General features: G+C 54.7%; 17 protein-coding genes. 12 read left to right on the forward strand and 5 right to left on the reverse strand.

The genetic code is table 11. The features are described 5' to 3' along the window. The 3 genes from ACT3TC_RS15935 to ACT3TC_RS15945 form a co-directional block, all read left to right on the forward strand. Positions 1–903, forward strand: a 903-nt coding sequence (locus ACT3TC_RS15935; RefSeq protein ID WP_444640882.1) for an AI-2E family transporter, incomplete at its 5' end; no start/stop codon positions are given. Between the two features lie 139 nt (positions 904–1,042). Beyond that, the gene (locus ACT3TC_RS15940; protein ID WP_444640884.1) at positions 1,043–2,254 is read left to right on the forward strand and encodes a YeeE/YedE family protein; all 1,212 of its coding nucleotides are present in this window, start codon (positions 1,043–1,045) and stop codon (positions 2,252–2,254) included. A gap of 168 nt (positions 2,255–2,422) precedes the next feature. After that, complete coding sequence (locus ACT3TC_RS15945; protein ID WP_444622210.1) at positions 2,423–4,099, forward strand: NAD-dependent malic enzyme; 1,677 nt, start codon at positions 2,423–2,425, stop codon at positions 4,097–4,099. A gap of 59 nt (positions 4,100–4,158) precedes the next feature. Here the strand turns inward: ACT3TC_RS15945 and acnA are convergent, their stop codons facing one another. Beyond that, a complete protein-coding gene (gene acnA / locus ACT3TC_RS15950; protein ID WP_444622209.1) occupies positions 4,159–6,906 on the reverse strand; it encodes an aconitate hydratase AcnA in 2,748 nt (915 codons plus the stop codon). A gap of 225 nt (positions 6,907–7,131) precedes the next feature. On the opposite strand from acnA, the gene trxB reads away from it, so the two are divergent. Beyond that, entirely contained in the window at positions 7,132–8,082 is a 951-nt protein-coding gene (gene trxB / locus ACT3TC_RS15955) for a thioredoxin-disulfide reductase (protein ID WP_444640886.1), read from the forward strand. Between the two features lie 33 nt (positions 8,083–8,115). On the opposite strand, the gene ACT3TC_RS15960 is transcribed toward trxB, so the two are convergent. After that, positions 8,116–8,646 (reverse strand): GspH/FimT family pseudopilin, encoded by a 531-nt coding sequence (locus tag ACT3TC_RS15960; protein WP_444640888.1) that lies wholly within the window; start codon positions 8,644–8,646, stop codon positions 8,116–8,118. 101 nt (positions 8,647–8,747) lie between these two features. Between ACT3TC_RS15960 and thiO the strand changes: the two genes are divergently transcribed. Then, positions 8,748–9,848 carry a glycine oxidase ThiO gene (gene thiO, locus ACT3TC_RS15965; RefSeq protein ID WP_444640890.1) on the forward strand — a complete coding sequence of 367 codons (1,101 nt, stop codon included), beginning with the start codon at positions 8,748–8,750 and terminating at the stop codon, positions 9,846–9,848. Here the strand turns inward: thiO and ACT3TC_RS15970 are convergent. Beyond that, positions 9,845–10,117, reverse strand: coding sequence for a PP0621 family protein (locus ACT3TC_RS15970; RefSeq protein WP_444640892.1), 273 nt, complete (start codon positions 10,115–10,117; stop codon positions 9,845–9,847). The two genes, thiO and ACT3TC_RS15970, sit on opposite strands and share 4 nt — an antisense overlap. A gap of 133 nt (positions 10,118–10,250) precedes the next feature. Between ACT3TC_RS15970 and ACT3TC_RS15975 the strand changes: the two genes are divergently transcribed. Further along, positions 10,251–11,885 carry an NAD+ synthase gene (locus ACT3TC_RS15975; RefSeq protein WP_444622205.1) on the forward strand — a complete coding sequence of 545 codons (1,635 nt, stop codon included), beginning with the start codon at positions 10,251–10,253 and terminating at the stop codon, positions 11,883–11,885. A 94-nt stretch (positions 11,886–11,979) separates the two neighbouring features. Here ACT3TC_RS15975 and ACT3TC_RS15980 read toward each other — a convergent pair whose 3' ends face one another. Beyond that, positions 11,980–12,780: an outer membrane protein assembly factor BamD gene (locus ACT3TC_RS15980; RefSeq protein WP_172118945.1), complete on the reverse strand. Its 801-nt coding sequence runs from the start codon at positions 12,778–12,780 to the stop codon at positions 11,980–11,982. 158 nt (positions 12,781–12,938) lie between these two features. Here ACT3TC_RS15980 and rluD point away from each other — a divergent pair, with 158 nt between their 5' ends. The 5 genes from rluD to ilvN all read left to right on the forward strand — a co-directional run bounded on the left by rluD (position 12,939) and on the right by ilvN (position 20,080). Then, the gene (rluD, locus tag ACT3TC_RS15985) at positions 12,939–13,898 is read left to right on the forward strand and encodes a 23S rRNA pseudouridine(1911/1915/1917) synthase RluD (RefSeq protein ID WP_441679376.1); all 960 of its coding nucleotides are present in this window, start codon (positions 12,939–12,941) and stop codon (positions 13,896–13,898) included. Further along, a complete protein-coding gene (gene pgeF / locus ACT3TC_RS15990) occupies positions 13,895–14,653 on the forward strand; it encodes a peptidoglycan editing factor PgeF (protein ID WP_444622203.1) in 759 nt (252 codons plus the stop codon). Before rluD ends, pgeF begins: the two co-directional genes overlap by 4 nt. 141 nt (positions 14,654–14,794) lie before the next feature. Next, on the forward strand, positions 14,795–17,392 hold the full coding sequence (gene clpB / locus ACT3TC_RS15995) for an ATP-dependent chaperone ClpB (protein ID WP_444640894.1): 2,598 nt from the start codon (positions 14,795–14,797) through the stop codon (positions 17,390–17,392). Positions 17,393–17,864: 472 nt separating this feature from the next. Continuing rightward, complete coding sequence (locus tag ACT3TC_RS16000; RefSeq protein ID WP_172118948.1) at positions 17,865–19,589, forward strand: acetolactate synthase 3 large subunit; 1,725 nt, start codon at positions 17,865–17,867, stop codon at positions 19,587–19,589. Beyond that, positions 19,589–20,080 carry an acetolactate synthase small subunit gene (gene ilvN / locus ACT3TC_RS16005; RefSeq protein ID WP_172118949.1) on the forward strand — a complete coding sequence of 164 codons (492 nt, stop codon included), beginning with the start codon at positions 19,589–19,591 and terminating at the stop codon, positions 20,078–20,080. Before ACT3TC_RS16000 ends, ilvN begins: the two co-directional genes overlap by 1 nt. 84 nt (positions 20,081–20,164) lie before the next feature. On the opposite strand, the gene ilvY is transcribed toward ilvN, so the two are convergent. Continuing rightward, positions 20,165–21,052: an HTH-type transcriptional activator IlvY gene (ilvY, locus tag ACT3TC_RS16010; protein ID WP_444640896.1), complete on the reverse strand. Its 888-nt coding sequence runs from the start codon at positions 21,050–21,052 to the stop codon at positions 20,165–20,167. 508 nt (positions 21,053–21,560) lie between these two features. Here ilvY and pssA point away from each other — a divergent pair. Beyond that, positions 21,561–22,418 (forward strand): CDP-diacylglycerol--serine O-phosphatidyltransferase, encoded by an 858-nt coding sequence (pssA, locus tag ACT3TC_RS16015; RefSeq protein WP_087107270.1) that lies wholly within the window; start codon positions 21,561–21,563, stop codon positions 22,416–22,418. Positions 22,419–22,432 lie beyond the last annotated feature (14 nt).

Raw genomic sequence — 22,432 nt, forward strand, 5'->3', positions numbered from 1 at the left:
GTGGTGGGCGCCTGTGTTTTGCAAAGCTGCATGACGCCACTACTAAACCGCGGCGTGCCGCGTTGGCTATCGTTGCTTATTGTGTTGGTAGTGTTGTGCGGTGGATTGGGATTCATGAGCTGGGGGTTCGGGGCACAGATTGCAGCTGAAATGGAGTCGCTTACGACCATGCTGCCTGAGGCGTGGGAACAACTACGAGAACGTCTTGAAGATTCGCAGTTGGCGCCTTTGATCGATAATGCCGTGGAAAATGCGGGAAGCATCATGCAAGGCGGTGTGTCTCAGGTCGGCATGATCGTGGTTTCAATGGGCGGCAGTATTATCAATTTGTTCGTGTTGATTGTTGGGATGGTCTATTTTGCGGCTCAGCCGGACTTATACCGCCGTGGTCTTTTATTACTGGCACCGGTTAAAAGCCGTCCGCGCTTGGGCGAGGCGTTGGATGCGAGTGGTAAGGCATTGCGCTATTGGCTAGGTGGCCAGTTAGTCGCCATGACGGTAACGGGCGTACTGGTGGGTATCAGCATGTGGCTGCTGGGCGTGCCAGCGCCATTAGGGCTGGGACTAGTTGCCGGTCTTCTGGACTTTGTACCGTTGGTCGGCCCCATTGCCGCCGCTATTCCTGCCCTGCTGTTGGCGTATACGGTCAGCCCTGAGACGGCGCTCTTCGTACTGATGGCTTACGTTATTATTCAGCAGATTGAAGGTAATATTTTGCAGCCCTTGGTGCAGCAGCGTGCCGTCAGCCTGCCACCGGCGCTATTGTTGTTTGCGCTCCTTGCAAGCAGCACGTTGTTTGGCTTACCTGGCGTTATTTTGGCCGCACCCTTGGCGGTTGTTTTATTCGTAATGGTGAATCGTCTCTATGTGGCGCATGAAGACGACGATAAAAAAGAGCCGTAATTCTTCGTTAGCCCTGTAACGATTAGCCATAAATGATTTACCCCCTGTTGGCTGGGCGGTAAGCTTATAACGATTATCCACATCGACCAGAGCGCCTGTCTATCCACGGGCGCTTTTGGCGTTACCTATAGGTGAATTTATGTCGACGACGGCTGCCGCGACTCCGGCCAGTTATCGGGTACCACTACTGGCGACTGCGGCGATTGTATTAGGAGCGCTAATGATTGGCGTCATATTTGGCGCTAATACCGGTTTGCTAATGATTGTAGGCGGTCTGCTGGGCATGGTGTTGTATCACGCTGCCTTTGGGTTTACCTCTGCCTGGCGCGTGTTTATTACCGAGCGCCGCGGCCGCGGGCTGCGTGCGCAAATGGTGATGCTGGCCATTGCCGTGGTGCTGTTTTTCCCAGCGCTGGGTGCCGGTACATTGTTTGGTACTCCGGTGAGTGGTTTTGTCTCCCCTATCGGCATTTCCGTGCTGGTGGGCGCGTTTCTTTTCGGGATTGGTATGCAGTTAGGCGGCGGGTGCGCTTCAGGCACGCTGTTTACGGCGGGTGGCGGTAATGCCCGTATGTTGATTACGCTTGTCTTCTTTATCATCGGTTCGGTAATTGGCTCGGCGCATTTTGCGTGGTGGCAGCGTTTGCCAGCGTTTGAGCCGATATCGTTGATTGATATTGCAGGTACGACGGGCGGTATCGCCATCAGCCTGGTACTGTTTGTGGCGATTGCGGTGTTTACGCTCGTGATGGAAAAGCGTCGTCATGGTCAACTTGAACAGGTACCCATGGTTGAGAAACCCGCTACTCTGCGTTGGTTAAGCGGGCCTTGGCCGTTATTGGCGGGTGCCGTGGCCTTGGCGCTGCTGAATTTCGCAACGCTTGCGCTAGCTGGTCGCCCGTGGGGCATTACGTCGGCCTTCGCGCTTTGGGGAGCCAAGGTATATGAATTGTTCGGCGGTAGCGTAACGGGTTGGGGATATTGGCAGGCGCCAGGTAATGCGGCGGCGCTTGACGCTAGCGTGTGGAGTGATATGACGACGGTCATGAACGTCGGTATTATGTTGGGCGCTTTAATGGCTGCACATTTGGCCGGTCGGTTTGCGCCTAATTTTAGAATCCCTCTGCGCTCGGTGGTGGCTGCGGTAATTGGTGGCTTAATGCTGGGTTATGGCGCGCGCCTGGCGTTTGGTTGCAACATCGGTGCTTACTTCAGTGGTATCGCCTCGGGTAGCTTGCACGGTTGGGTGTGGTTGGTGGCTGCCTTTGCGGGCAATATTGTCGGTGTGAAGCTGCGTCCGTTGTTCTTTACCGGTGAAGTAGGGCGCCAGCCAACGGCAAAAACCTGCTAATTATAACGTATTGATTTTCAGCTGCCCCGGCAAATGTCGGGGCATTTTTTTGGCTAGAGAAGTATGACTGTGCCACCTTTGTCGTAGTGACATGGTACATTATGTCGATAAACCGTAAACGCTTGAAATTGCTGCGATGCAGCGGTAATGGAAAAGAAGAGAGCCCCTATGACGACGAGTAAGCGCCCCTTATATATTCCTTACGCCGGTCCTTCCTTACTTGAAATGCCGCTATTGAACAAAGGCAGCGCGTTTACTCAAGAGGAGCGTTTGGCGTTTAACTTGATTGGTTTGCTGCCGCAAAATGTCGAAACCATTGATGATCAGCTAGAGCGCGCTTATCGGCAGTACCAGCAGTGCAATAGCGATCTTGAGCGCCATATTTATTTGCGCGCCATTCAAGACGACAACGAAACGCTCTACTTCCGCTTGGTATCTGAGCATCTTGAAGAGATGCTGCCGATCATCTATACGCCAACCGTTGGCCAGGCATGTCAGGAATTTTCCAATATTTATCGCAATCACCGGGGCTTGTTTATCGGCTATCAGGACCGCGATCATCTGGACGATATTCTGCGCAGCGCCACTAAGGATAACGTTAAAGTTATCGTAGTCACTGACGGCGAACGTATTTTAGGGCTGGGTGACCAGGGGATCGGTGGTATGGGGATTCCCATTGGTAAGCTGGCGCTTTATACCGCCTGTGGCGGTATTAGTCCGGCCCATACGCTACCCATCGTGATTGATGTAGGCACTAATAATCAGGCGCTGCTGGATGACCCCATGTACATGGGCTGGCGCCATAAACGCGTGGGTCAGGAAGAGTACAACGCCTTTATGGCAGCGTTCATCTCAGCGCTGAAGCGCCGCTGGCCGAATGTTTTGCTACAGTTTGAAGATTTTGCCCAAGCCAACGCCGTACCGCTGCTTGAGCGCTATCGCAACGAGTTGTGCTGCTTTAACGATGATGTTCAGGGTACGGCATCCGTTGTCGTGGGAACGCTCATGGCAGCCTGTCAGGCGCGTGAAGAGAGCATTGCCCAGCAACGCGTGGTGTTCGTTGGCGGTGGTTCAGCCGGCTGTGGTATCGCTGAGCAGGTCGTGGTGGCCATGGAGGCCGAAGGTCTCTCCGAACATGAAGCGCGTGCGCGTATTTTTGTTGTCGACCGCGAAGGCTTGATGACGACGGATCAAGAGTGGCAGCGCGATTTTCAGCGCCGTTTGGCCCACGATCCTGCGCTGGTCGCGGATTGGAATGGCCAAGGGTTGGAAGAAACCATTGCCCAGATGAAGCCGACTATTCTGGTCGGTGTTTGCGGTCAGCGTGGGATATTCACCGAGCAAGTGGTTAAAACCATGCATGCAGGCTGCGAGCACCCGGTGATTATGCCGCTCTCTAATCCAACGTCTCAGGCAGAAGCTGTTCCTGACGATGTGATCCGCTGGACCGACGGCCAAGCACTGGTCGCCACCGGTAGTCCGTTTACTCCTGTGGTATATAACGGGCGCACATACCCCATTGCCCAGTGCAACAACGCGTATATCTTCCCGGGCATCGGGTTGGGCGTCATTGCTTCGAATGCAAATCGGGTGACCGATGAGATGTTGATGAGCGCGTCTCGTGCGCTGGCGCGTGAAGCACCCATCGTTAAAGAGGGTAAAGGTGCGCTGTTACCGCCGCTTTCGCGTATTCGTGAAATCAGCCAGTCGATTGCCTTTGAAGTAGCCGCCACTGCTCAGCATAACGGCGTTGCGCTAACGACCAGCGGCACCAAACTGCGCGAAGACATCGAGAAAGCAAGCTGGTCACCTGAGTATCGTACCTATCGCCGCCGCGCCGTTTAAACGAGCGCTCATAAAAAACCCCCACCGAGGTGGGGCATACAAGCATTGGTAGGTATTACTTATGCGGCGCCGATCATTTTGCGCAGCACGTAGTGAAGGATACCACCATGACGGTAGTAAGCCAGCTCATTGACCGTATCAATTCGACACTTGGCATCAACGGTATGCTCTTTTTCACCGGTTTTAATCACTACCTGCACCGTTTTGCCGGGGCTTAAATCACTTAGTCCCGCAATGGATATCTCTTCATCGCCGGTTAATCCCAGCGTTTCGCGGGTTTCACCTTCCGGGAACTGCAGCGGCACCACGCCCATGCCGATCAGGTTGGAGCGGTGAATACGCTCAAAGGATTCCGCGAGAACCGCGCGAACGCCTAGCAAGCGCGTACCTTTGGCTGCCCAGTCACGCGAAGAGCCGGTGCCATACTCTTTACCAGCAATAACGACCAGCGGTGTGCCAGCCTCCTGGTATTTCATGGCGGCATCGTAAATCGCCATTTGCTCCCCACTGGGAACATAGCGCGTTTCGCCGCCGACCACGCCGTCCAGCATCTCGTTTTTGATACGTACGTTGGCAAAGGTGCCGCGCATCATGACCTCATGATTCCCCCGGCGCGAGCCGTAGGAGTTAAAGTCGACCGGCTTAACGCCATGTTCTTGCAGGTAGCGGCCTGCGGGGCTATCCGGTTTGATCGCGCCTGCGGGGGAAATATGGTCAGTGGTCACCGAGTCGCCCAACATGGCCAGAACGCGGGCATTGCTGACGTCCTCGATCGCATCTGGTTCGCGTCCCATGCCTTCAAAGAAGGGTGGGTGCTGGATGTAAGTAGATTCGGGCCATTGGTAGACCTGACTTTCAGGAACGTCAATTGCCTGCCAGGTTTCATCGCCTTTAAATACCTCACCGTACTCTTTACGGAACATATCGGTATTTACTTTCTCGACGGCCTCGGCAATTTCGGCTTGAGAGGGCCAGATATCCTTTAGATAAACCGGGTTGCCGTCACTGTCCTGGCCGAGTGGCTCCTGAGTTAAATCACGCTGTACATTGCCCGCCAGCGCATAAGCGACGACCAAGGGGGGAGACGCAAGCCAGTTGGTTTTGACCAGCGGATGAACACGGCCTTCAAAGTTACGGTTGCCTGAAAGGACCGAGGCAACGGTTAAATCTCCCTGGTTTACCGCTTTCTCAATCGCTTCAGGCAGTGGGCCTGAGTTGCCGATGCATGTCGTGCAGCCATAACCCACCAGGTTAAAGCCCAGCGCATTCAAATCCTCGTTCAAGTTGGCCGCGGCCAGGTAGTCGGTGACGACCTTGGAGCCAGGCGCCAGCGAGGTTTTCACCCAGGGCTTGGTGGTTAGGCCTTTTTCACGCGCTTTGCGCGCCAGCAGGCCTGCAGCCATCATCACACTGGGGTTGGACGTATTGGTGCATGAGGTGATGGCAGCAATGACCACCGCGCCTGGGTCCAGGCTGAAATCCTGGTCGTCAATGGTGACTTTCTGGCTGGAGGCGTGCTTGAAGTCCCCCTCAAGGCTGCGCTCAATGCCTACGGCTGTCTGGCCGCCTTCGGAGTCGAACTTGCCTTTTTCCGCGTTGGGCTGTGCCTTGGCATCCTCCTGCATGACTTTATTAAAGGCGGCGGCCATGTCTTTTAAGGCAACGCGATCCTGCGGGCGTTTAGGGCCAGCGAGACTGGCTTCCACTTCGGTCATATCAAGGTGCAGGGCATCGGTGAACACCGGCTCATCGCCCGGCTCACGCCATAAGCCCTGCATTTTGCTATAGGCTTCTACTAGCGCAATCTGGTCATCTTCGCGCCCGGTTAAGCGCATATAGTTCAGTGTTTCGTCATCGACCGGGAAGAAGCCGCAGGTAGCGCCGTATTCCGGGGCCATATTGGCAATGGTGGCGCGGTCAGCAAGCGGCAGGTCTTTTAGGCCATCGCCGTAGAATTCGACAAACTTACCCACAACCCCTTTTTTGCGCAGCATCTCCGTCACGGTGAGTACCAGGTCGGTGGCGGTAATGCCTTCTCGCAGTTTGCCGGTCAGTTTGAAGCCGATAACTTCTGGAATCAGCATGGAGACTGGCTGGCCGAGCATGGCCGCTTCCGCCTCAATACCGCCCACGCCCCAGCCTAGCACGCCCAGGCCGTTGATCATGGTGGTGTGGGAGTCGGTGCCCACGAGGGTATCCGGGTAGGCAAATGTGGTGCCGTCCTCTTCCTTGGTCCACACGCTTCGGCCCAGGTACTCAAGGTTTACCTGATGGCAAATACCGGTGCCGGGCGGCACCACGCTGAAGTTATTAAAGGCCTGTTGGCCCCAGCGCAGAAACTCATAACGCTCACGGTTGCGCTGCATTTCAATTTCGACGTTCTCTTCAAACGCTGTCGCGTTACCAAACTTGTCGACCATGACCGAGTGGTCAATCACCAGATCAACCGGAGAAAGAGGATTGATGCGGGCCGGGTCTTCACCCAGTTTTTCTACCGCTGCGCGCATGGAGGCCAAATCGACCACACCGGGTACGCCGGTGAAATCCTGCATTAATACGCGCGCCGGGCGATAGCCGATTTCACGACTGGATTTGCCCTCTTTCTGCCAATCGACAAGGGCTTGCATATCGTCTTTTTCAACGCTTTCATCGTCGGCAAAGCGCAGTTGGTTTTCGAGTAAAATTTTGAGCGATTTGGGGAGTCGGTCAATGTTGCCAAGCGCATCGGCCGCCTTGGGAAGGCTGTAGTAGCGGTACTGTTTGCTACCTACTTCCAACGTTTGAAGCGTATCGGGTGTATTGCTCATGCCTTTCTCCTCTCATTGCGTTGCACGGTATGTCACGCCGCGAAACGGTCACAGTCTTCCTTTTTAGTATGGCTTACATAGTAGTAGGACATGGGTGTTTATAAAGGTTGATTCAAGGTGTCTTCGCCTAATAGTCAATACTTAACCTTGCAATAGCTTGTACTTGGCACCATTTCAGGCAAACTCTTTGCGACTTTATCAGCTAGACATTTACAAGGTGGTGTCATGGAAACGCGTCATGAACGTTTGATTATTCTTGGGTCCGGCCCGGCAGGTTATACAGCGGCCGTGTATGCAGCACGGGCTAACTTAAAGCCTTTGCTGATCACCGGAATGCAAGCGGGTGGCCAGTTAACCACCACGACAGACGTTGATAATTGGCCAGGCGATGCCCAAGGGGTACAAGGCCCTGAGCTGATGGAGCGGATGAAAGCGCACGCCGAGCGCTTTAACACCGAGGTGCTGTTCGATCATATCAATGAAGTCAGCCTTGATGAAAAACCGTTCACCCTCAAGGGCGACAGCGGTATTTACACCTGTGACGCGCTGATTGTGGCCACGGGCGCCAGTGCTCGCTATATCGGGCTACCGTCTGAGCAGCAGTTTATGGGCCAAGGTGTTTCAGCATGTGCCACCTGCGACGGGTTCTTCTACCGTAACCAGGAAGTCATTGTGGTGGGCGGCGGCAATACGGCCGTGGAAGAGGCGCTGTATCTCTCTAATATTGCGTCGAAAGTTACCCTGGTACACCGCCGCGACTCCCTTCGTGCGGAAAAGATCCTGCAAGACAAACTGCTCGAAAAAGTCGAAGCAGGCACTATTGCGCTGGAGTGGTTCCAGGAAATTGATGAAGTACTGGGCGACAACACTGGCGTTACCGGCGTACGGTTGAAATCAACACGGGATGGCACAGTAAAAGAAATCCAGGCGCCAGGCCTCTTTATTGCCATCGGCCATCACCCCAACACCGGGATGTTTGAAGGCCAGCTGGTTATGAACGGCGGCTATATCAAGGTGAATTCAGGGCTTGAAGGAAATGCTACCGCCACCAGCGTGCCGGGTGTGTTCGCGTGTGGCGATGTGATGGATCACATCTATCGTCAGGCCATTACTTCGGCGGGCAGTGGCTGTATGGCCGCGCTGGATGCCGAGCGTTATCTGGACGGTATCGCCTAATCAAGTTGTTCAAGAAGGGAAAGCCGCCTGCCGCTAACAGCTGGCAGGCGGCTCTGCAATACGAGCCCGGCCAAGCGTACTGAGTACCAGGCTTGCCCCCTCAGTGCTGCTGTGTGTGCTGGCAGGGCAGATGGAGAACGTACTGTTAAACCCCGTGGCATGCCCGAGCGGGGTGTATTTAATCCGCGCATGACCGTTCTTGCTAACGTGAACGCCACTGGTTGATGGAAACACCCGGATTATCTCGTCTTTATGGATGCCACGGGTCTTGTCGGCGCTAACCACCATCAGTTCATTCCCCCAATCACGCGCACAAGCGCTGCGGTCAGCCGTCGCGGGGCACAAGGTAATATCGCGGTGCTGAGTAATGGCGGTACTGCGAGCTAACGTGAGTGCGGTTTGTAGTCGGTTCACTTCGCTGGTAACCGCAGTACGCTCACTCAGTGATTGAAGGCCGGGTATGCCCCAAGCCGCCAATATGCCTGCCAGAATCAGCACAATCAGCAGCTCAATGAGCGTAAACCCTTGAAGGTAGGTTGGATATTCGCTGTGCTTGTGCGTCATGCAGTCTTCCCTGTGACTTGACCTGCTCGGCCTCCTCGCTATGCTCACTGTCCGTATCCGGCCTGGGCCGGTCATCAAGTAAGCCAGAGTAGGCAATGCCTGTGAGCGATTTTCTAATTATTGGCGGCGGTGTGATCGGCATGCTGACCGCGTTGCAGTTAGCGGATGCCGGTCAACACGTCACACTTGTTGAGCGCGGCATGTGTGGCAAAGAGGCCTCCTGGGCGGGTGGTGGCATTGTATCACCGCTCTATCCGTGGCGTTACGCACCGCCCATTTCGCAACTTTCTCGCTGGTCGGAAGGAGTTTACCCAACGCTTGCGCTACGTTTGCTGGAAGAAACCGGCATTGACCCTGAGTATCGTCAAAAGGGGTTGCTCTATTTAAATGTCGATGATGACGATAAAGCACTGCAGTGGGCGCGTCAGCTAGGCAAACCGCTGGTGCAGGTTAACGCTGATTTCGTGCAACAAAAAGAACCCGATGTTGCCATTGCCCATGAAAATGCCTTGTGGATGCCAACCCTTGGCAGTGTGCGAAACCCACGGCTTGGCCAGGCGCTGCGCGCTAAACTACTCGCCATGCCCAATGTAACGCTACGGGAGCAGTGCGAGGTGCATGACGTGATACGCCGTGGTGGCCAGGTGGTGGGTGTTAACACCTCGCAAGGCGTGGTGGAGGCGGGGCGGTTGGTCGTGTGCGGTGGTGCCTGGAGTGCAGGGCTTTTGGCTACGCTTGACGTGGCGTTACCCGTACGCCCAGTGAAAGGCCAGATGATCGCCTACCAGGCGCCTGCCGGGCTTGTGCAGCGGGTCGTCTTGAAAGATGGTCGCTATGTAATTCCGCGCAGCGACGGTCTGCTGCTCGTCGGCTCCACCCTGGAAGACACCGGGTTTGATAAAGCTACCGATGAGGAGGCGCTGGCCTCGTTAAAGCAGAGCGCTGAGCGTATTGTTCCCGCGCTGGCGGACTGCCCGGTTGCTTATCACTGGGCAGGCCTGCGCCCCGGCTCACCCGATGGCATCCCGTTTATTGGCGCACTTCCAGAGCAGCCCAACGTCTACGTAAACGCCGGGCATTACCGCAATGGGCTCGTGCTGGCGCCTGCTTCCACCCACTTGCTGGTGGACCAGCTGCTTGACCGGATGCCGTTGATTGACCCTACGCCCTACTTGCCGACGCAAGCACGGTTAAAGGGTTAAGCGCCGTCGTTTTTATCCTGTTGTTCTTGAAGATAACGGTCGCGATGGGCGCTGCAGCAGAACCACTGTTCGTGGTCGCGCAGTGCCTCGCTTTCCGGGACATGGACCTCACACCAGAGGCAGCGCACCATTTGGCCGCCTTCGTGACGGTTCAAGGCATTGCGCTCCGCGTCGCGGTCGAGTTTGTGCTGCCGATACATGCCGTAAAGCTTTAGGCCTGCGTAAAACAGCACAGCGAAAATTATCAAGCGAATAATCAAAAGGTTCATCCTTGCCAGTCCTCCTAAACGGAGCCGAAAACGATCAATGCGCATGCGGGCTTTGCCAGCAGGCAGTCCTTGCGGGACAATGCATTGACGCAGGTAATAATGTTCCAAGGATTCTCAAGAGATTTTAACGCCCATGCAAGATTTAACGCTGGTAATGGCCCAACTCGATCCGCTTGTCGGGGATATTCCCGGTAATGCGGCGCGCGCTATTGAAGCCGTGCGCGAAGCGCGCATTGAGCATGGGGCAGATATTGTTATCTTCCCTGAGCTGTTTTTGTCCGGTTACCCACCGGAAGATTTATTGCTGCGCCCCTCCATGGAAGCACGGTTGCGCGAAGCGCGGGCCAAAATGGCAGAAAAGGTCGCCCGCGACGTGCTGGTGATTATTGGTTATCCGGGGACCCGTGAAGGCAAGTGCTATAACATGGCGGGCGTGCTGTATAACGGCCAGTGGGAGGCCGAATACGCCAAGCAAGCGCTACCCAATTACCAGGTTTTCGATGAGCAGCGCTACTTTACTCCAGGCACAGAGCCGTTGGTGTATGAGCATAAGGGGGCCAAGCTCGGTCTTTTAATTTGTGAGGACCTGTGGGAAGGCGCGCCTGCACGGGCTGCCACCGCCGCCGGGGCGGAAGTGCTGATTAGCCTGAACGCCTCCCCTTATCATCAGGATAAACCAGACGAACGGCTCCGCTTGCTGGAGCTGCGCGCGCAAGATGTAAGCCGCCCGATTGTGTATGTGAATACCATTGGTGGCCAGGATGAGTTGGTGTTCGACGGCGGTTCCAGTTGTGTGGATGCACAGGGCCAGCTAAAAGTGCTTGCTCCGTATTGGCAGGCAGGCTTAATGCCGGTGCAACTGTTGCAAACCAGCGCCTCTACCTGGGAGCCGCAGTCAGGTGAAATTGAGCCGGATGCCGAGCCAGAAGAGAGCCTGTACTGTGCGCTGGTAACGGGGCTGCGTGATTACGTCAATAAAAGTGGCTTTGAAGGCGTGGTGCTGGGTCTTTCCGGCGGAATCGACTCGGCGCTGTCCTTGGCGATTGCGGTAGACGCACTGGGCCCACAGCGCGTTCAGGCAGTGATGATGCCGTACCACTACACTGCGGATATCTCCCGGCAGGATGCTGCCCTTCAGGCAGAAATGCTTGGCGTGCATTACGACATTTTGCCTATCGAGTCCATGGTCGATGCCTTTATGGCGACGCTTTCGGAAAGCTTTACGGGCACTGAACGTGATACCACCGAAGAGAACCTCCAGTCGCGCTGTCGGGGCGTACTGCTGATGGCACTTTCCAATAAGAAAGGCCTGATGGTACTGACCACCGGCAACAAAAGTGAAATGGCGGTGGGCTATGCCACGCTGTATGGCGACATGGTGGGTGGCTATAACGCCATCAAGGATGTCTATAAAACCTGGGTATACCGCCTGGCCCGCTGGCGTAATACGCAGTCTCCTGCTATTCCTGAGCGCGTCATTGAGCGTCCGCCCAGCGCAGAGCTTGCGCCTGACCAGCAGGATAGCGATTCGCTACCTGATTACGATGTGTTGGACGCTATCCTCATGTGCTATATCGAAGGTGATATGAGTGCTGAAGCGATCATCGCAGCGGGTTATGACCATGAAGATGTCTATCAAGTGGTCAAGCTGGTAGACCGTTGTGAGTACAAACGTCGCCAGGCCCCGGTGGGCGTGCGCGTCACATCGCGCGGCTTTGGACGTGATCGCCGTTACCCGATTGTTAACGGTTGGCAGCCGGGCGATTAACAGGTATTAGCGTAACGCCAACTAAAAAAAACCACGCCGAGGCGTGGTTTTTTGGGAGGGTAAACCGTACTGTCATCAGTCCATTACATTCATTTTAGTGCTTGGGTACAAAGCGGTCGCCTTGAAGTTGCTCGTGGTCGGGAGCATTTTCACGCAGTACGATGATGACTTCTTGAGCGCGATCGTTCATGCCCAAACCCTGATAACCCTCGATCATAACGGCCAGTGCGTCGCGGGTGGCATTGGATTCGGGGTAGTTTTCGATCACCCAACGCCCACGCTCGACAGCGGCCAGGTAAGCCCCACGGCGCAGGTAATAGTCGGCAACATGCAGTTCATGCTGGGCCAGCAAGTCGCGCAAATAAATAATGCGCTGCTGCGCATCCGGGGCGTATTCACTTTGCGGGTAGCGCTGGATCAGTTCACGGAAGTCGTTATACGCATCGCGCGAGGCGCCTATGTCGCGCTTGGAAATATCAATTAAGCGAAGGCGCTCAAGGCTGAAACGACCCGCCTGCCAGGCAGAAAGTCCGCGCAGGTAGTAGGCATAATCAACCTGCGGGTGGTCGGGGTGCAGGCGAATAAACCGACTGGCGGCGGCGCGTGCTTCTTCCCAGTCACCGTTTTCATAGTAGGCGTACACCAGCTCTAATTGCGCCTGTTCAGCATGGGGGCCGAAAGGGTAGCGTGTATCCAACGCTTCCAGCCGCTCAATCGCAATGGGGTAGCGGTTGCTATCCAGCGCGGTGCGAGCAAGTTCGTAGAGCTCACGCTCTTGCACTCCGGAAAACTCATCTTCTTCTTCCGGGGTCGTGTCATTACTGGCGCAGCCTGCCAATAAGGCAAGACTTAAAGCAAGGGCACCAAAGCGGTTGGCAGCAGAAAAAACGCGCATCATCATCCTCGTTGCAAACAAGCCTCAATCACCGAAAAGCGACGATGGCCATAAGTAGAAATGGTAGAATAGGTCGCAGTAAGCCCACTATAAATCACCTCGACGCAAAACGCAGGCTTAGTGGCGTTTTGTCGAGTGTTGTCAAAGGAAATAACGTCATGCCCCGGATAGTTGAAGCCATGCAGCGCGTGCCCGCAACACTTGCAGGTGCACGGTTGGATCAAGCAGCGGCGGAGTTATTCAGCGATTACTCACGCGAGCGCCTGAAAGCATGGATCAACGCGGGTGAGCTAACCATCGATGGCGCCCAGGCCAAGCCGAAAGCGAAGCTGCACGGTGATGAAATGCTAGTGTTAAAGGCCACCATTGAAGAAGATCTGCGTTTTGAAGCGCAGGACATACCGCTGAGCATTGTCTATGAAGATGATGCCGTGATGGTGATCAACAAACCCACCAATATGGTGGTGCATCCTGCGGCGGGCAATCGTGATGGCACTTTGCTCAACGCACTGCTTTATCATCACCCGGCACTTGCTGAAGTGCCTCGCGCGGGGATTGTTCACCGCTTGGATAAAGATACTACTGGCTTGATGATGGTGGCTAAAACTATTCAAGCGCAAACGGCCCTGGTTGAGCAACTGCAGGCACGCAGCGTATCACGCCAGTATGACGCGGTGGTGATCGGTAAGCCCGTGGCAGGCAGCACCATTGATGCGCCTATTGGCCGCCATCCTAAAGACCGTAAACGCCAGGCTGTCACCAACGCTGGTAAACCTGCCGTGACCCATTTTCGCGTTGTGGAGCGTTTTCGCGCGCATACGCACGTTCGCTGTAAGCTGGAAACCGGGCGCACGCATCAGATACGCGTGCATATGTCCCATGCCCGTTACCCATTGATTGGCGACCCGCTCTATAGCGGACGTGCCAAGCTGCCACCTGGTGCTGCCGGACCGCTTAAGGAGATCCTGCGTGAGTTCCCGCGCCAGGCGCTGCATGCCCGCGAGCTAAGCTTTGTGCACCCGGTGAGTGGTGAAACACTGACTTTTTACGCCGATTTGCCCGATGATCTACTAATGTTGTTGGACTACCTGCGCGAAGACAGTGAGACCATGCAATGAGTGATGCCATCGATTTACGGCCAACGCTACTAATACCGGATTGGCCTGCGCCTGATAATGTGCAGGCCTTTGTGAGCACCCGGGAAACGGGCCCTAGCCAGGAAGCGTTTGCCGCGTTCAATCCCGCCTCTCACGTCGGTGATAACCCTGAGCATGTGGCGCTTTGCCGCCGCTTGATGCAAAAAGAGATTGGCGATGAGCGCCCGCTGCTATGGCTAAATCAAACGCATGGCGCGCGCGTTCAGCAGGGCTACCAGGCCGACGTGCCAGAGGCCGATGCTGCCGTCGCCACCTCCAATGAATACGCCTGTGTCGTACTGACCGCAGACTGCCTGCCGGTGATGTTTTGTAATCAAGCCGGAACGCAAGTGGCGGTTGCTCACGCCGGTTGGCGCGGGCTGGCCGGAGGCGTTTTAGAGGCGACAGTGGCCGCCATGAATAGCGAGCCCGAGGATATTCTCGTATGGCTAGGCCCGGCTATTTCCAATGCTCAGTTTGAAGTTGGGCCGGAAGTGTATGGCGCCTTTGTTGCCGTACACCCAGAAACTGCGGAAGCGTTTGACCATAGTCCCTATCGAATGGGGCACTACATGGCCGATTTGTACCGGCTGGCGCGGTTTCGCTTGGAAGCGCTCGGTGTTGAACATATTAGCGGTGGGCACTTCTGTACTGCCTGCGAATCGCGTTTTTACTCTTATCGGCGTGATGGCGGTACGACGGGGCGCATGGCCAGTGTGATCTGGGTCAAAAAATAACCAGGTTGGCATTATCTCCTCTTGAAAACGGCGGAACTAGCACCATTTAACTTACAAAGCTAATATTTATTAGGAAAGTGGACAGCAGTTTTTTCCGAAACGCCGTGCGTTCGGGCGCAGGGCTAATCCAAGAGGCTCACTATGCGTTTTGATAAGTTTACTGCCAAGCTTCAGGCCGCTATTGCTGAAGCGCAATCCTTGGCCGTTGGCCGCGGCCATAACCAGTTAGACCCTTCCCATCTTCTTCTTGCGCTACTGGATACCAAGGATACGGGTATTAAAGCCCTGATCGAAAAATCCGGAGGCTCAAGCTCGCGTCTGCGTGATGGGTTAGTGCAGCAGCTTGATAACTTACCTAAAGTAAGCCAGTTCGATGGCGAAGTGCAGCCATCACGGGATTTCATTAAATTATTCAACCTGACCGACCGTGAAGCACAAGCGCGTGGCGACCAGTTCATTGCCAGCGAACTCGTGCTGCTGGCGGCGCTGGAAATGAATGGCCCGCTTGCCAAGTTAATGAAAGAGGCGGGCGTTAACCGGAAGTCCCTTGAGGCGGTGATTAATAGCCTGCGCGGTGGGGAAAGTGTTGATGATCCTAACGCTGAAGATCAGCGGGAATCGCTCAACAAGTATACCCTTGACCTTACTCAGCGCGCGCTGGATGGCAAGCTTGACCCGGTGATTGGTCGTGATGATGAAATCCGCCGCACCATTCAGGTATTGCAGCGCCGTACCAAAAATAACCCGGTTTTGATTGGCGAGCCTGGCGTCGGTAAAACGGCGATTGTTGAAGGGCTGGCGCAGCGTATCGTTAATGGTGAAGTGCCGGAAGGCTTAAAAGACAAACGCGTACTGTCGCTGGATATGGGCTCGCTGTTAGCAGGTGCCAAATTCCGCGGTGAGTTTGAAGAGCGCTTAAAGTCGGTTCTTAAAGAGCTTGCCCAGGAAGAGGGGCGGGTCATTCTGTTTATCGATGAGTTGCACACCATGGTCGGTGCCGGTAAGGCGGAAGGCGCGATGGACGCGGGCAATATGCTCAAACCTGCGCTTGCACGGGGTGAGCTGCACTGCGTGGGCGCGACCACGCTGGATGAGTATCGCAAATATATTGAAAAGGACGCGGCACTTGAGCGTCGGTTCCAGAAAGTGTTGGTCGATGAGCCGACGGAAGAAGATACCGTGGCCATTCTGCGCGGCTTAAAAGAGCGTTATGAAGTGCACCACGGCGTGGATATTACCGACTCGGCGATTATTGCTGCGGCGAAGCTTTCCACTCGCTATATCACTGATCGGCAGTTGCCCGATAAAGCGATAGATCTGATTGATGAAGCGGCTTCGCGGATTCGTATGGAGCTTGATTCCAAGCCCGAAGCAATGGACCGCCTGGACCGGCGTTTAATCCAGCTCAAGATGGAGCGGGAAGCGCTTAAAAAAGAGACCGACGAGGCGACTAAAAAACGCCTTGAAGCGCTTAACAACCAGATTCATGAGTTTGAGCGCGAGTATGCCGACCTGGATGAAGTCTGGAAGGCAGAAAAAGCCAGTATCCAAGGCTCGGCTCAGTTCAAGGCAGAGCTGGAGCAGGCGCGCCTTGACCTGGAACAGGCACGACGGCAGGGCGATTTAGGGCGCATGTCGGAAATTCAGTACGGGCAAATCCCTGAGCTGGAAAAGAAAATTGCCGAAAGCGGTGAAAGTGAAGCCGATATTACCAAGCACCAACTGCTGCGCTCCAACGTGACGGAAGAGGAAATAGCAGAGGTGGTATCGCGCTGGACCGGCATTCCGGTGTCCAAAATGCTGGAAGGCGAGCGCGATAAATTGCTGCGGATGGAAGATGCTCTGCATGAGCGGGTCATTGGCCAGGATGAGGCAGTTGAAGCTGTTGCCAACGCCGTGCGGCGCTCACGTGCGGGGTTGTCCGACCCTAACCGGCCGAACGGTTCGTTCCTGTTCCTTGGGCCTACCGGGGTGGGTAAAACCGAGCTTTGCAAGTCATTGGCCAACTTCCTGTTCGACACCGAAGAGGCCATGGTGCGTATTGATATGTCGGAATTCATGGAGAAGCACTCCGTGGCGCGGTTGATCGGTGCGCCTCCCGGCTATGTAGGTTACGAAGAGGGCGGCTATTTAACCGAGGCGGTGCGCCGTAAACCTTACTCCGTGCTGTTGCTGGATGAGGTGGAAAAGGCTCACCCGGATGTTTTCAATATCCTGCTGCAGGTATTGGAAGATGGTCGGTTAACGGATGGCCAGGGCCGCACGGTGGATTTCCGCAATACCGTGATCGTGATGACCTCCAACATGGGCTCAGACATTATTCAGCGCATGGGCGGTGACGTCAGCGCTGATAAAGAAAGCGCCTATGAGGACATGAAAAACAAGGTCATGGAGGTGGTGGGTAATCACTTCCGCCCTGAGTTGATCAACCGGATTGATGAAGTGGTCGTCTTCCATGCCTTGGGTCAGGAGCAAATTCAGGCAATTGCAGGCATTCAACTGGAGCGCTTGAGAGCCCGCTTGGCTGAGCACGATTTAGGCCTTGAGGTGAGCGATGACGCCATGGCGCAACTAGCGGTTGTTGGGTTTGACCCTGTCTATGGCGCGCGGCCACTCAAGCGTGCTATTCAGAGCCGGATCGAGAATCCGCTGGCGCAAGACTTGCTGGCAGGCAAGTTTTCACCCGGCGATGTTATTCGGGTGAGTGCCTCGGACGGTAAGCTTGCGTTTAATAGCTAACCGCTCACTGATAATCAGACGTTCTTGGTTATAACCATATGCCCCGCTCGGCCTTGCCGGCGGGGCTTTTTTTGTCTCAAATCGCTCCTTTGCACATTCATCGGGCATTGATGGTTGACATGCCAAGAGCCTAATGGAATCTTATCTGTTCCTGATTTGCGGGCGCGGACCTACGGGTAACCCCTTTTCACCGCGCGAAGGGTAGGCGTAAGCCTTTACCCGCCGAAGGACTTCCGGGTTTGAGCTAACCGCTCAGCCTGGCCAACGCCCCGACACGGCAATCAGCCGTGAAAGAGAGCCACTGATGTATGTTGTTATGGATCAGTGCCTCTCAGAGAGTGCAGGCCCTAACCGGGCCGTATGCCAGGGTTTGGCATCAGGTGCCGGCATGGGCCGGCAGCGGCATACCGCCGCACTCGACACCGCAGGATGTCCTGCGGATCGCACTCGAGACCTCCAGGGGAGAAATACAGTGGAACTGCTTTCCGGCGCAGATATGATCGCCCGCTTCTTGAAAGATGAGGGCGTTGAGTACATTTATGGTTATCCCGGCGGCGCGGCGCTGCATATTTATGATGCGCTGTTCCGCCAGGACGATGTGAAGCACATTCTTGTGCGTCACGAACAAGCGGCCACGCATGCCGCCGACGGTTACGCTCGCGCCTCGGGTAAGCCAGGTGTGGTGCTGGTCACATCAGGGCCTGGTGCAACCAATGCCGTCACCGGTATTGCGACCGCCTATATGGATTCCATTCCGATGGTGGTGCTGTGCGGCCAAGTGGCCAGCCATCTGATTGGCGAAGACGCCTTCCAGGAAACCGATATCGTGGGTGTCACCCGGCCTATCGTGAAGCACAGCTTTTCGATTCGTCATCCGTCTGAAATTCCGGAAGTGCTTAAAAAAGCCTTTTATCTGGCTTCTACCGGGCGCCCCGGCCCTGTGGTGGTCGATATTCCCAAGGATATGACCGCGCCGACCGAGCGCTACGAGTACATCTACCCGAAAAAGGTCAAGCTGCGCTCGTATAACCCGGTGACACGTGGCCATACAGGGCAGATTAAAAAAGCCATCGAGCTAATGCTTAAAGCCAAGCGCCCGGTGTTTTATACCGGTGGTGGTGTGGTGACCGGTAAAGCCAGTGAAGGCTTAACCGATCTGGTCAAAAAGCTGGGTTTCCCCATTACCACCACGCTGATGGGCATTGGCGCATACCCGCAAAGCGATCGTCAAAGCCTTGGCTGGCTGGGCATGCACGGCTCTTATGAGTCCAACATGGCCATGCACCACGCTGATTTGATTATCGCTATTGGCGCACGCTTTGATGACCGGGTTACCAACAACACGTCGAAGTTCTGCCCCACGGCGAAAATTATTCACGTTGATGTTGATCCTAGCTCTATCTCTAAAACCGTGCGTGCTGATGTGCCTATCGTAGGGCCTGCCGCTAGCGTTATTAATGAGATGATTAGCCTGGTTCAGGGCCATCCCATTGCGCATCCTGAAGCACTTGCTGAGTGGTGGGAAAAGATCGATGGCTGGCGTGCCGAGCGTAAAGGCAAGCTTTACGAACCGTCCAAGCCAGGTGAAGCGTTAAAGTCGCAGGAAGTTGTTGAAGCGCTGTGCCGGATAACGCGCGGTGAAGCATTTGTTACGACCGACGTAGGTCAGCACCAGATGTTTGCGGCTCAGTACTACAAGTTTGATAAGCCCAACCGGCTGATTACCTCAGGCGGTCTTGGCACCATGGGCTTTGGCTTCCCGGCCGCCATGGGGATCAAGCAGAACTACCCGGACGACGACGTCGTGTGTGTTACCGGGGAAGGCAGCTTCCAGATGATGATGCAGGAACTCTCCACCTGTAAGCAGTACGGCGTAGGGGTCAAAATTCTCAATCTGAACAATGCCTCGCTAGGCATGGTGCGTCAGTGGCAGGACCTGAACTACAAGTCACGTCATGCGCACTCTTATATGGAATCACTGCCTGATTTCCATCTGTTGATTGAGGCTTATGGATTTACCGCGATTACCGTCACTACTCAGGATGAGCTTGAACCGGCGCTTGAGCGTGCATTTGCCGACAAGCACGAACTGGTGTTCCTTGACGTGAAGGTGGATCCTTTCGAGCACGTCTACCCGATGCAGGTGCCGTTAGGCTCCATGCGCGACATGCTGCTGTCTAAAACGGAGCGTACCTGATGCGACATATCATCTCGATTCTGTTGGAAAACGAACCGGGTGCGCTGTCACGTGTGGTCGGCCTGTTTTCCCAGCGTAACTTCAACATTGAAACGCTTAACGTAGCGCCTACGGAAGATGCGTCGCTTTCGCGGTTGACGGTGACCACGGTTGGCGATGATCGTGTCATTGAGCAGATCACCAAGCACCTCAACAAGCTGATTGATGTGGTGAAGCTGGTTGACTTGACCGAAGGCAACCATATCGAGCGTGAGCTGATGATGGTGAAGGTAAAGGCATTGGGGGCTGCCCGCGATGAAGTGAAGCGTACCGTGGATATTTTTCGGGCGCAGATCGTCGATGTCACACCTAATCTATATACCGTGCAGATTACCGGTGATGCCGCCAAGTTGGACGCTTTTCTGCAGGCCATGGCGCCAGTAGGGATTCTTGAAGTGGCGCGTACTGGCGTTTCTGGTATTGCGCGTGGTGACAAGGTGCTATCGATTTAATTACCTGATCACTGCACGTTTAGCCAAGCTGTATTGCTCGACCCAAAAGCACCGTCTCGCCGAGGCGGTGCTTTTTATAATCGATTAGCGTTCGCTAATCGCAGACCAAAGCGCCTCAATAAGCGGATTTTTTAAACGCCGATTTAGGACGCAAAGGCCCACGTCATAGTGGGGCAGCTCTGGTTTTACGTTTAACATGCGAACGCGGTTGGCAAGCGGGCTGTTATCCAGAACGATTTTGGGAACCACGCCTACGCCAAAGCCCAGCCCCACCATACTAACAATCGCTTCGTGCCCGGCCACCTGGGCGTAGATTCGAGGCGTGATACCCATCGCTTTAAACCAGGTGTTGGCGTACTCCCGCGATAAGCCTGCTTCAGAAAGAATCATGGGCACTTGCTGCCACTGTGCTGCCGTTGAGCTTTCAGGGAAGCTGGGTAGCCAATCACACGGTTCGTTAGGCGCGATAAATACCAGTGGTGAACGTGTTAATGACTTAAACACCAGCGCATTAGGGGGAATGCGGGGGCGCGGCGTAATCGCCATATCATCGTCACCCTCCATTACTCTTTTCATTGCATTCGCCGGATCACCGGTATGCAGCTTTAACTCAATGCCGGGATGACGTGTTCGTACATCGCTTAATAGCTCATACAGAAAGCTGTAACTGGCAGTTACTGAGCAGTAGATGCTGATCTCACCGCTCAGCATGGTCGCTTCATTGGCCAGGCGACGCTTGGTCATTTCCCACTGTTCTAACGTTTCGCGTGCGTAGTGCTGAAAACTGAGCCCTTGGGGAGTCAGTGCGACATGGCGGTTGTCACGCTCGAATAGCCGAGTGGCCAACTCCTCCTCCAACTGCTGAATAGAGCGGCTAAGCGTCGATGGGCTTATGTGGCTCAACTCGCTGGCGCGGCCAAAATGGAGCGTGTCAGAAAGCGTGACAAAGTGCTTCAGTAAGCGAAAATCCATGCCAGTACCGTCATTTCAATATGTGAAATAGTTTGTTGCAAATACAGCGTTTTACGCAAAGATACGTGTGTCGTAAAGTTGCTTGACGCTTTACCAGCGCTGCACTAGACGGCGCGGTGGCCATCAGCGCTGACACGCTACTATAACAACGTAATGACTTAATAATGGTTTTCTGAAACCTCGCTTACGTGGTTGTCACGGTAAAAATGGTGACCTTTTCCTGGTTTAAGACCAACAGTCACTGCAGATGAAATTGCCAGATAAGCCCTAAACTGCATGATGCTCTGGATCACGGTCAGTTGGTTGGCAAATTCAGGGCTAGTGTTTTCAAGCAGTAGGTGCTTATTAACTTGGTGACGGGGTGCGCTTTGGCGCACCCCGTTTGTTTTATAGGGCTAGCCGCCATGCATTTTTGTCTACGTGCGGTAATTGACTGGCTGACTAAAGCTCACCGTGTAGAATGAAAGTGTTCACTAGTTTGTGGCTTTTTATTAAACGGATGACACCTATGATTCAGGACGCTCGCGATCAAGAGCAGGCCAGTACACCCCAGCCCGAAAACCACGACCAGACTCAAAAGGTCGATAATGAGGATTTAGCTGCCGCCTTTCTACGCGACACAGAGATCGTCGAAGATGCGGTAGAGGATGGCAAGAAAGTTCGCCGCAAGGGAATCTACTTACTGCCCAACCTGTTTACTACGTCCGCTCTGTTTTCAGGCTTCTTTGCCGTTGTCGCCGGTATTAACGGTGATTTTACATCGGCTGCAGTCGCTATTTTCATTGCTATGGTGCTGGATGGACTGGATGGCCGCGTTGCGCGTATGACCAATACGCAAAGCGAATTTGGGGCTGAGTACGATAGTCTGGCCGATATGATTTCCTTTGGTATGGCGCCTGCGCTTGTCGCGTTCACCTGGATTTTGCAGGATATCGGGAAGACCGGCTGGGTGGTCGCGTTTCTCTATGTCGCCTGCGCGGCACTTCGCTTGGCACGCTTTAATGTACAAAACGGAAGTGTTGATAAGAAGTGGTTTATCGGCCTTCCTAGTCCATCAGCGGCAGCACTGGTGGCTGCGTGTGTTTGGACCTTCCACAGCTTTGATGCGGATGCGTTTGGCTTCAAGCTGCTGATGTTGGTTGTTGTGGCGGCCGCCGGTATTCTGATGGTCAGCAACATCCGCTATTACAGCTTCAAAGATCTCGACTTTAGAAAGCCCGTACCCTTTGTAGTGTTGCTGGCCGTTGTATTGGGGTTTGTCATGATTTCGGTCGAACCGTCTGTAATGCTGCTCTTGCTGTTTGGTGCCTATGTGCTCTCAGGCCCGGCGTATGCGCTTATGCGCAAGGCAAAACCCAAAAGCTGAGCTTTTTAACTGAG

The organism is Halomonas sp. AOP27-A1-41, assembly GCF_052378605.1.
GTDB classification, from domain to species: Bacteria; Pseudomonadota; Gammaproteobacteria; order Pseudomonadales; family Halomonadaceae; genus Vreelandella; species Vreelandella citrativorans.

Bases quoted from the DNA above. Each gene is read 5' to 3' on its own strand.
- ACT3TC_RS15940 (WP_444640884.1), top strand. From the start codon at position 1,043: ATGTCGACGACGGCTGCCGCGACTCCGGCCAGTTATCGGGTACCACTA.
- ACT3TC_RS15945 (WP_444622210.1), top strand. From the start codon at position 2,423: ATGACGACGAGTAAGCGCCCCTTATATATTCCTTACGCCGGTCCTTCC.
- acnA (WP_444622209.1), bottom strand. From the start codon at position 6,906: ATGAGCAATACACCCGATACGCTTCAAACGTTGGAAGTAGGTAGCAAA.
- trxB (WP_444640886.1), top strand. From the start codon at position 7,132: ATGGAAACGCGTCATGAACGTTTGATTATTCTTGGGTCCGGCCCGGCA.
- ACT3TC_RS15960 (WP_444640888.1), bottom strand. From the start codon at position 8,646: ATGACGCACAAGCACAGCGAATATCCAACCTACCTTCAAGGGTTTACG.
- ACT3TC_RS15970 (WP_444640892.1), bottom strand. From the start codon at position 10,117: ATGAACCTTTTGATTATTCGCTTGATAATTTTCGCTGTGCTGTTTTAC.
- ACT3TC_RS15975 (WP_444622205.1), top strand. From the start codon at position 10,251: ATGCAAGATTTAACGCTGGTAATGGCCCAACTCGATCCGCTTGTCGGG.
- ACT3TC_RS15980 (WP_172118945.1), bottom strand. From the start codon at position 12,780: ATGCGCGTTTTTTCTGCTGCCAACCGCTTTGGTGCCCTTGCTTTAAGT.
- rluD (WP_441679376.1), top strand. From the start codon at position 12,939: ATGCCCCGGATAGTTGAAGCCATGCAGCGCGTGCCCGCAACACTTGCA.
- pgeF (WP_444622203.1), top strand. From the start codon at position 13,895: ATGAGTGATGCCATCGATTTACGGCCAACGCTACTAATACCGGATTGG.
- clpB (WP_444640894.1), top strand. From the start codon at position 14,795: ATGCGTTTTGATAAGTTTACTGCCAAGCTTCAGGCCGCTATTGCTGAA.
- ilvN (WP_172118949.1), top strand. From the start codon at position 19,589: ATGCGACATATCATCTCGATTCTGTTGGAAAACGAACCGGGTGCGCTG.
- ilvY (WP_444640896.1), bottom strand. From the start codon at position 21,052: ATGGATTTTCGCTTACTGAAGCACTTTGTCACGCTTTCTGACACGCTC.
- pssA (WP_087107270.1), top strand. From the start codon at position 21,561: ATGATTCAGGACGCTCGCGATCAAGAGCAGGCCAGTACACCCCAGCCC.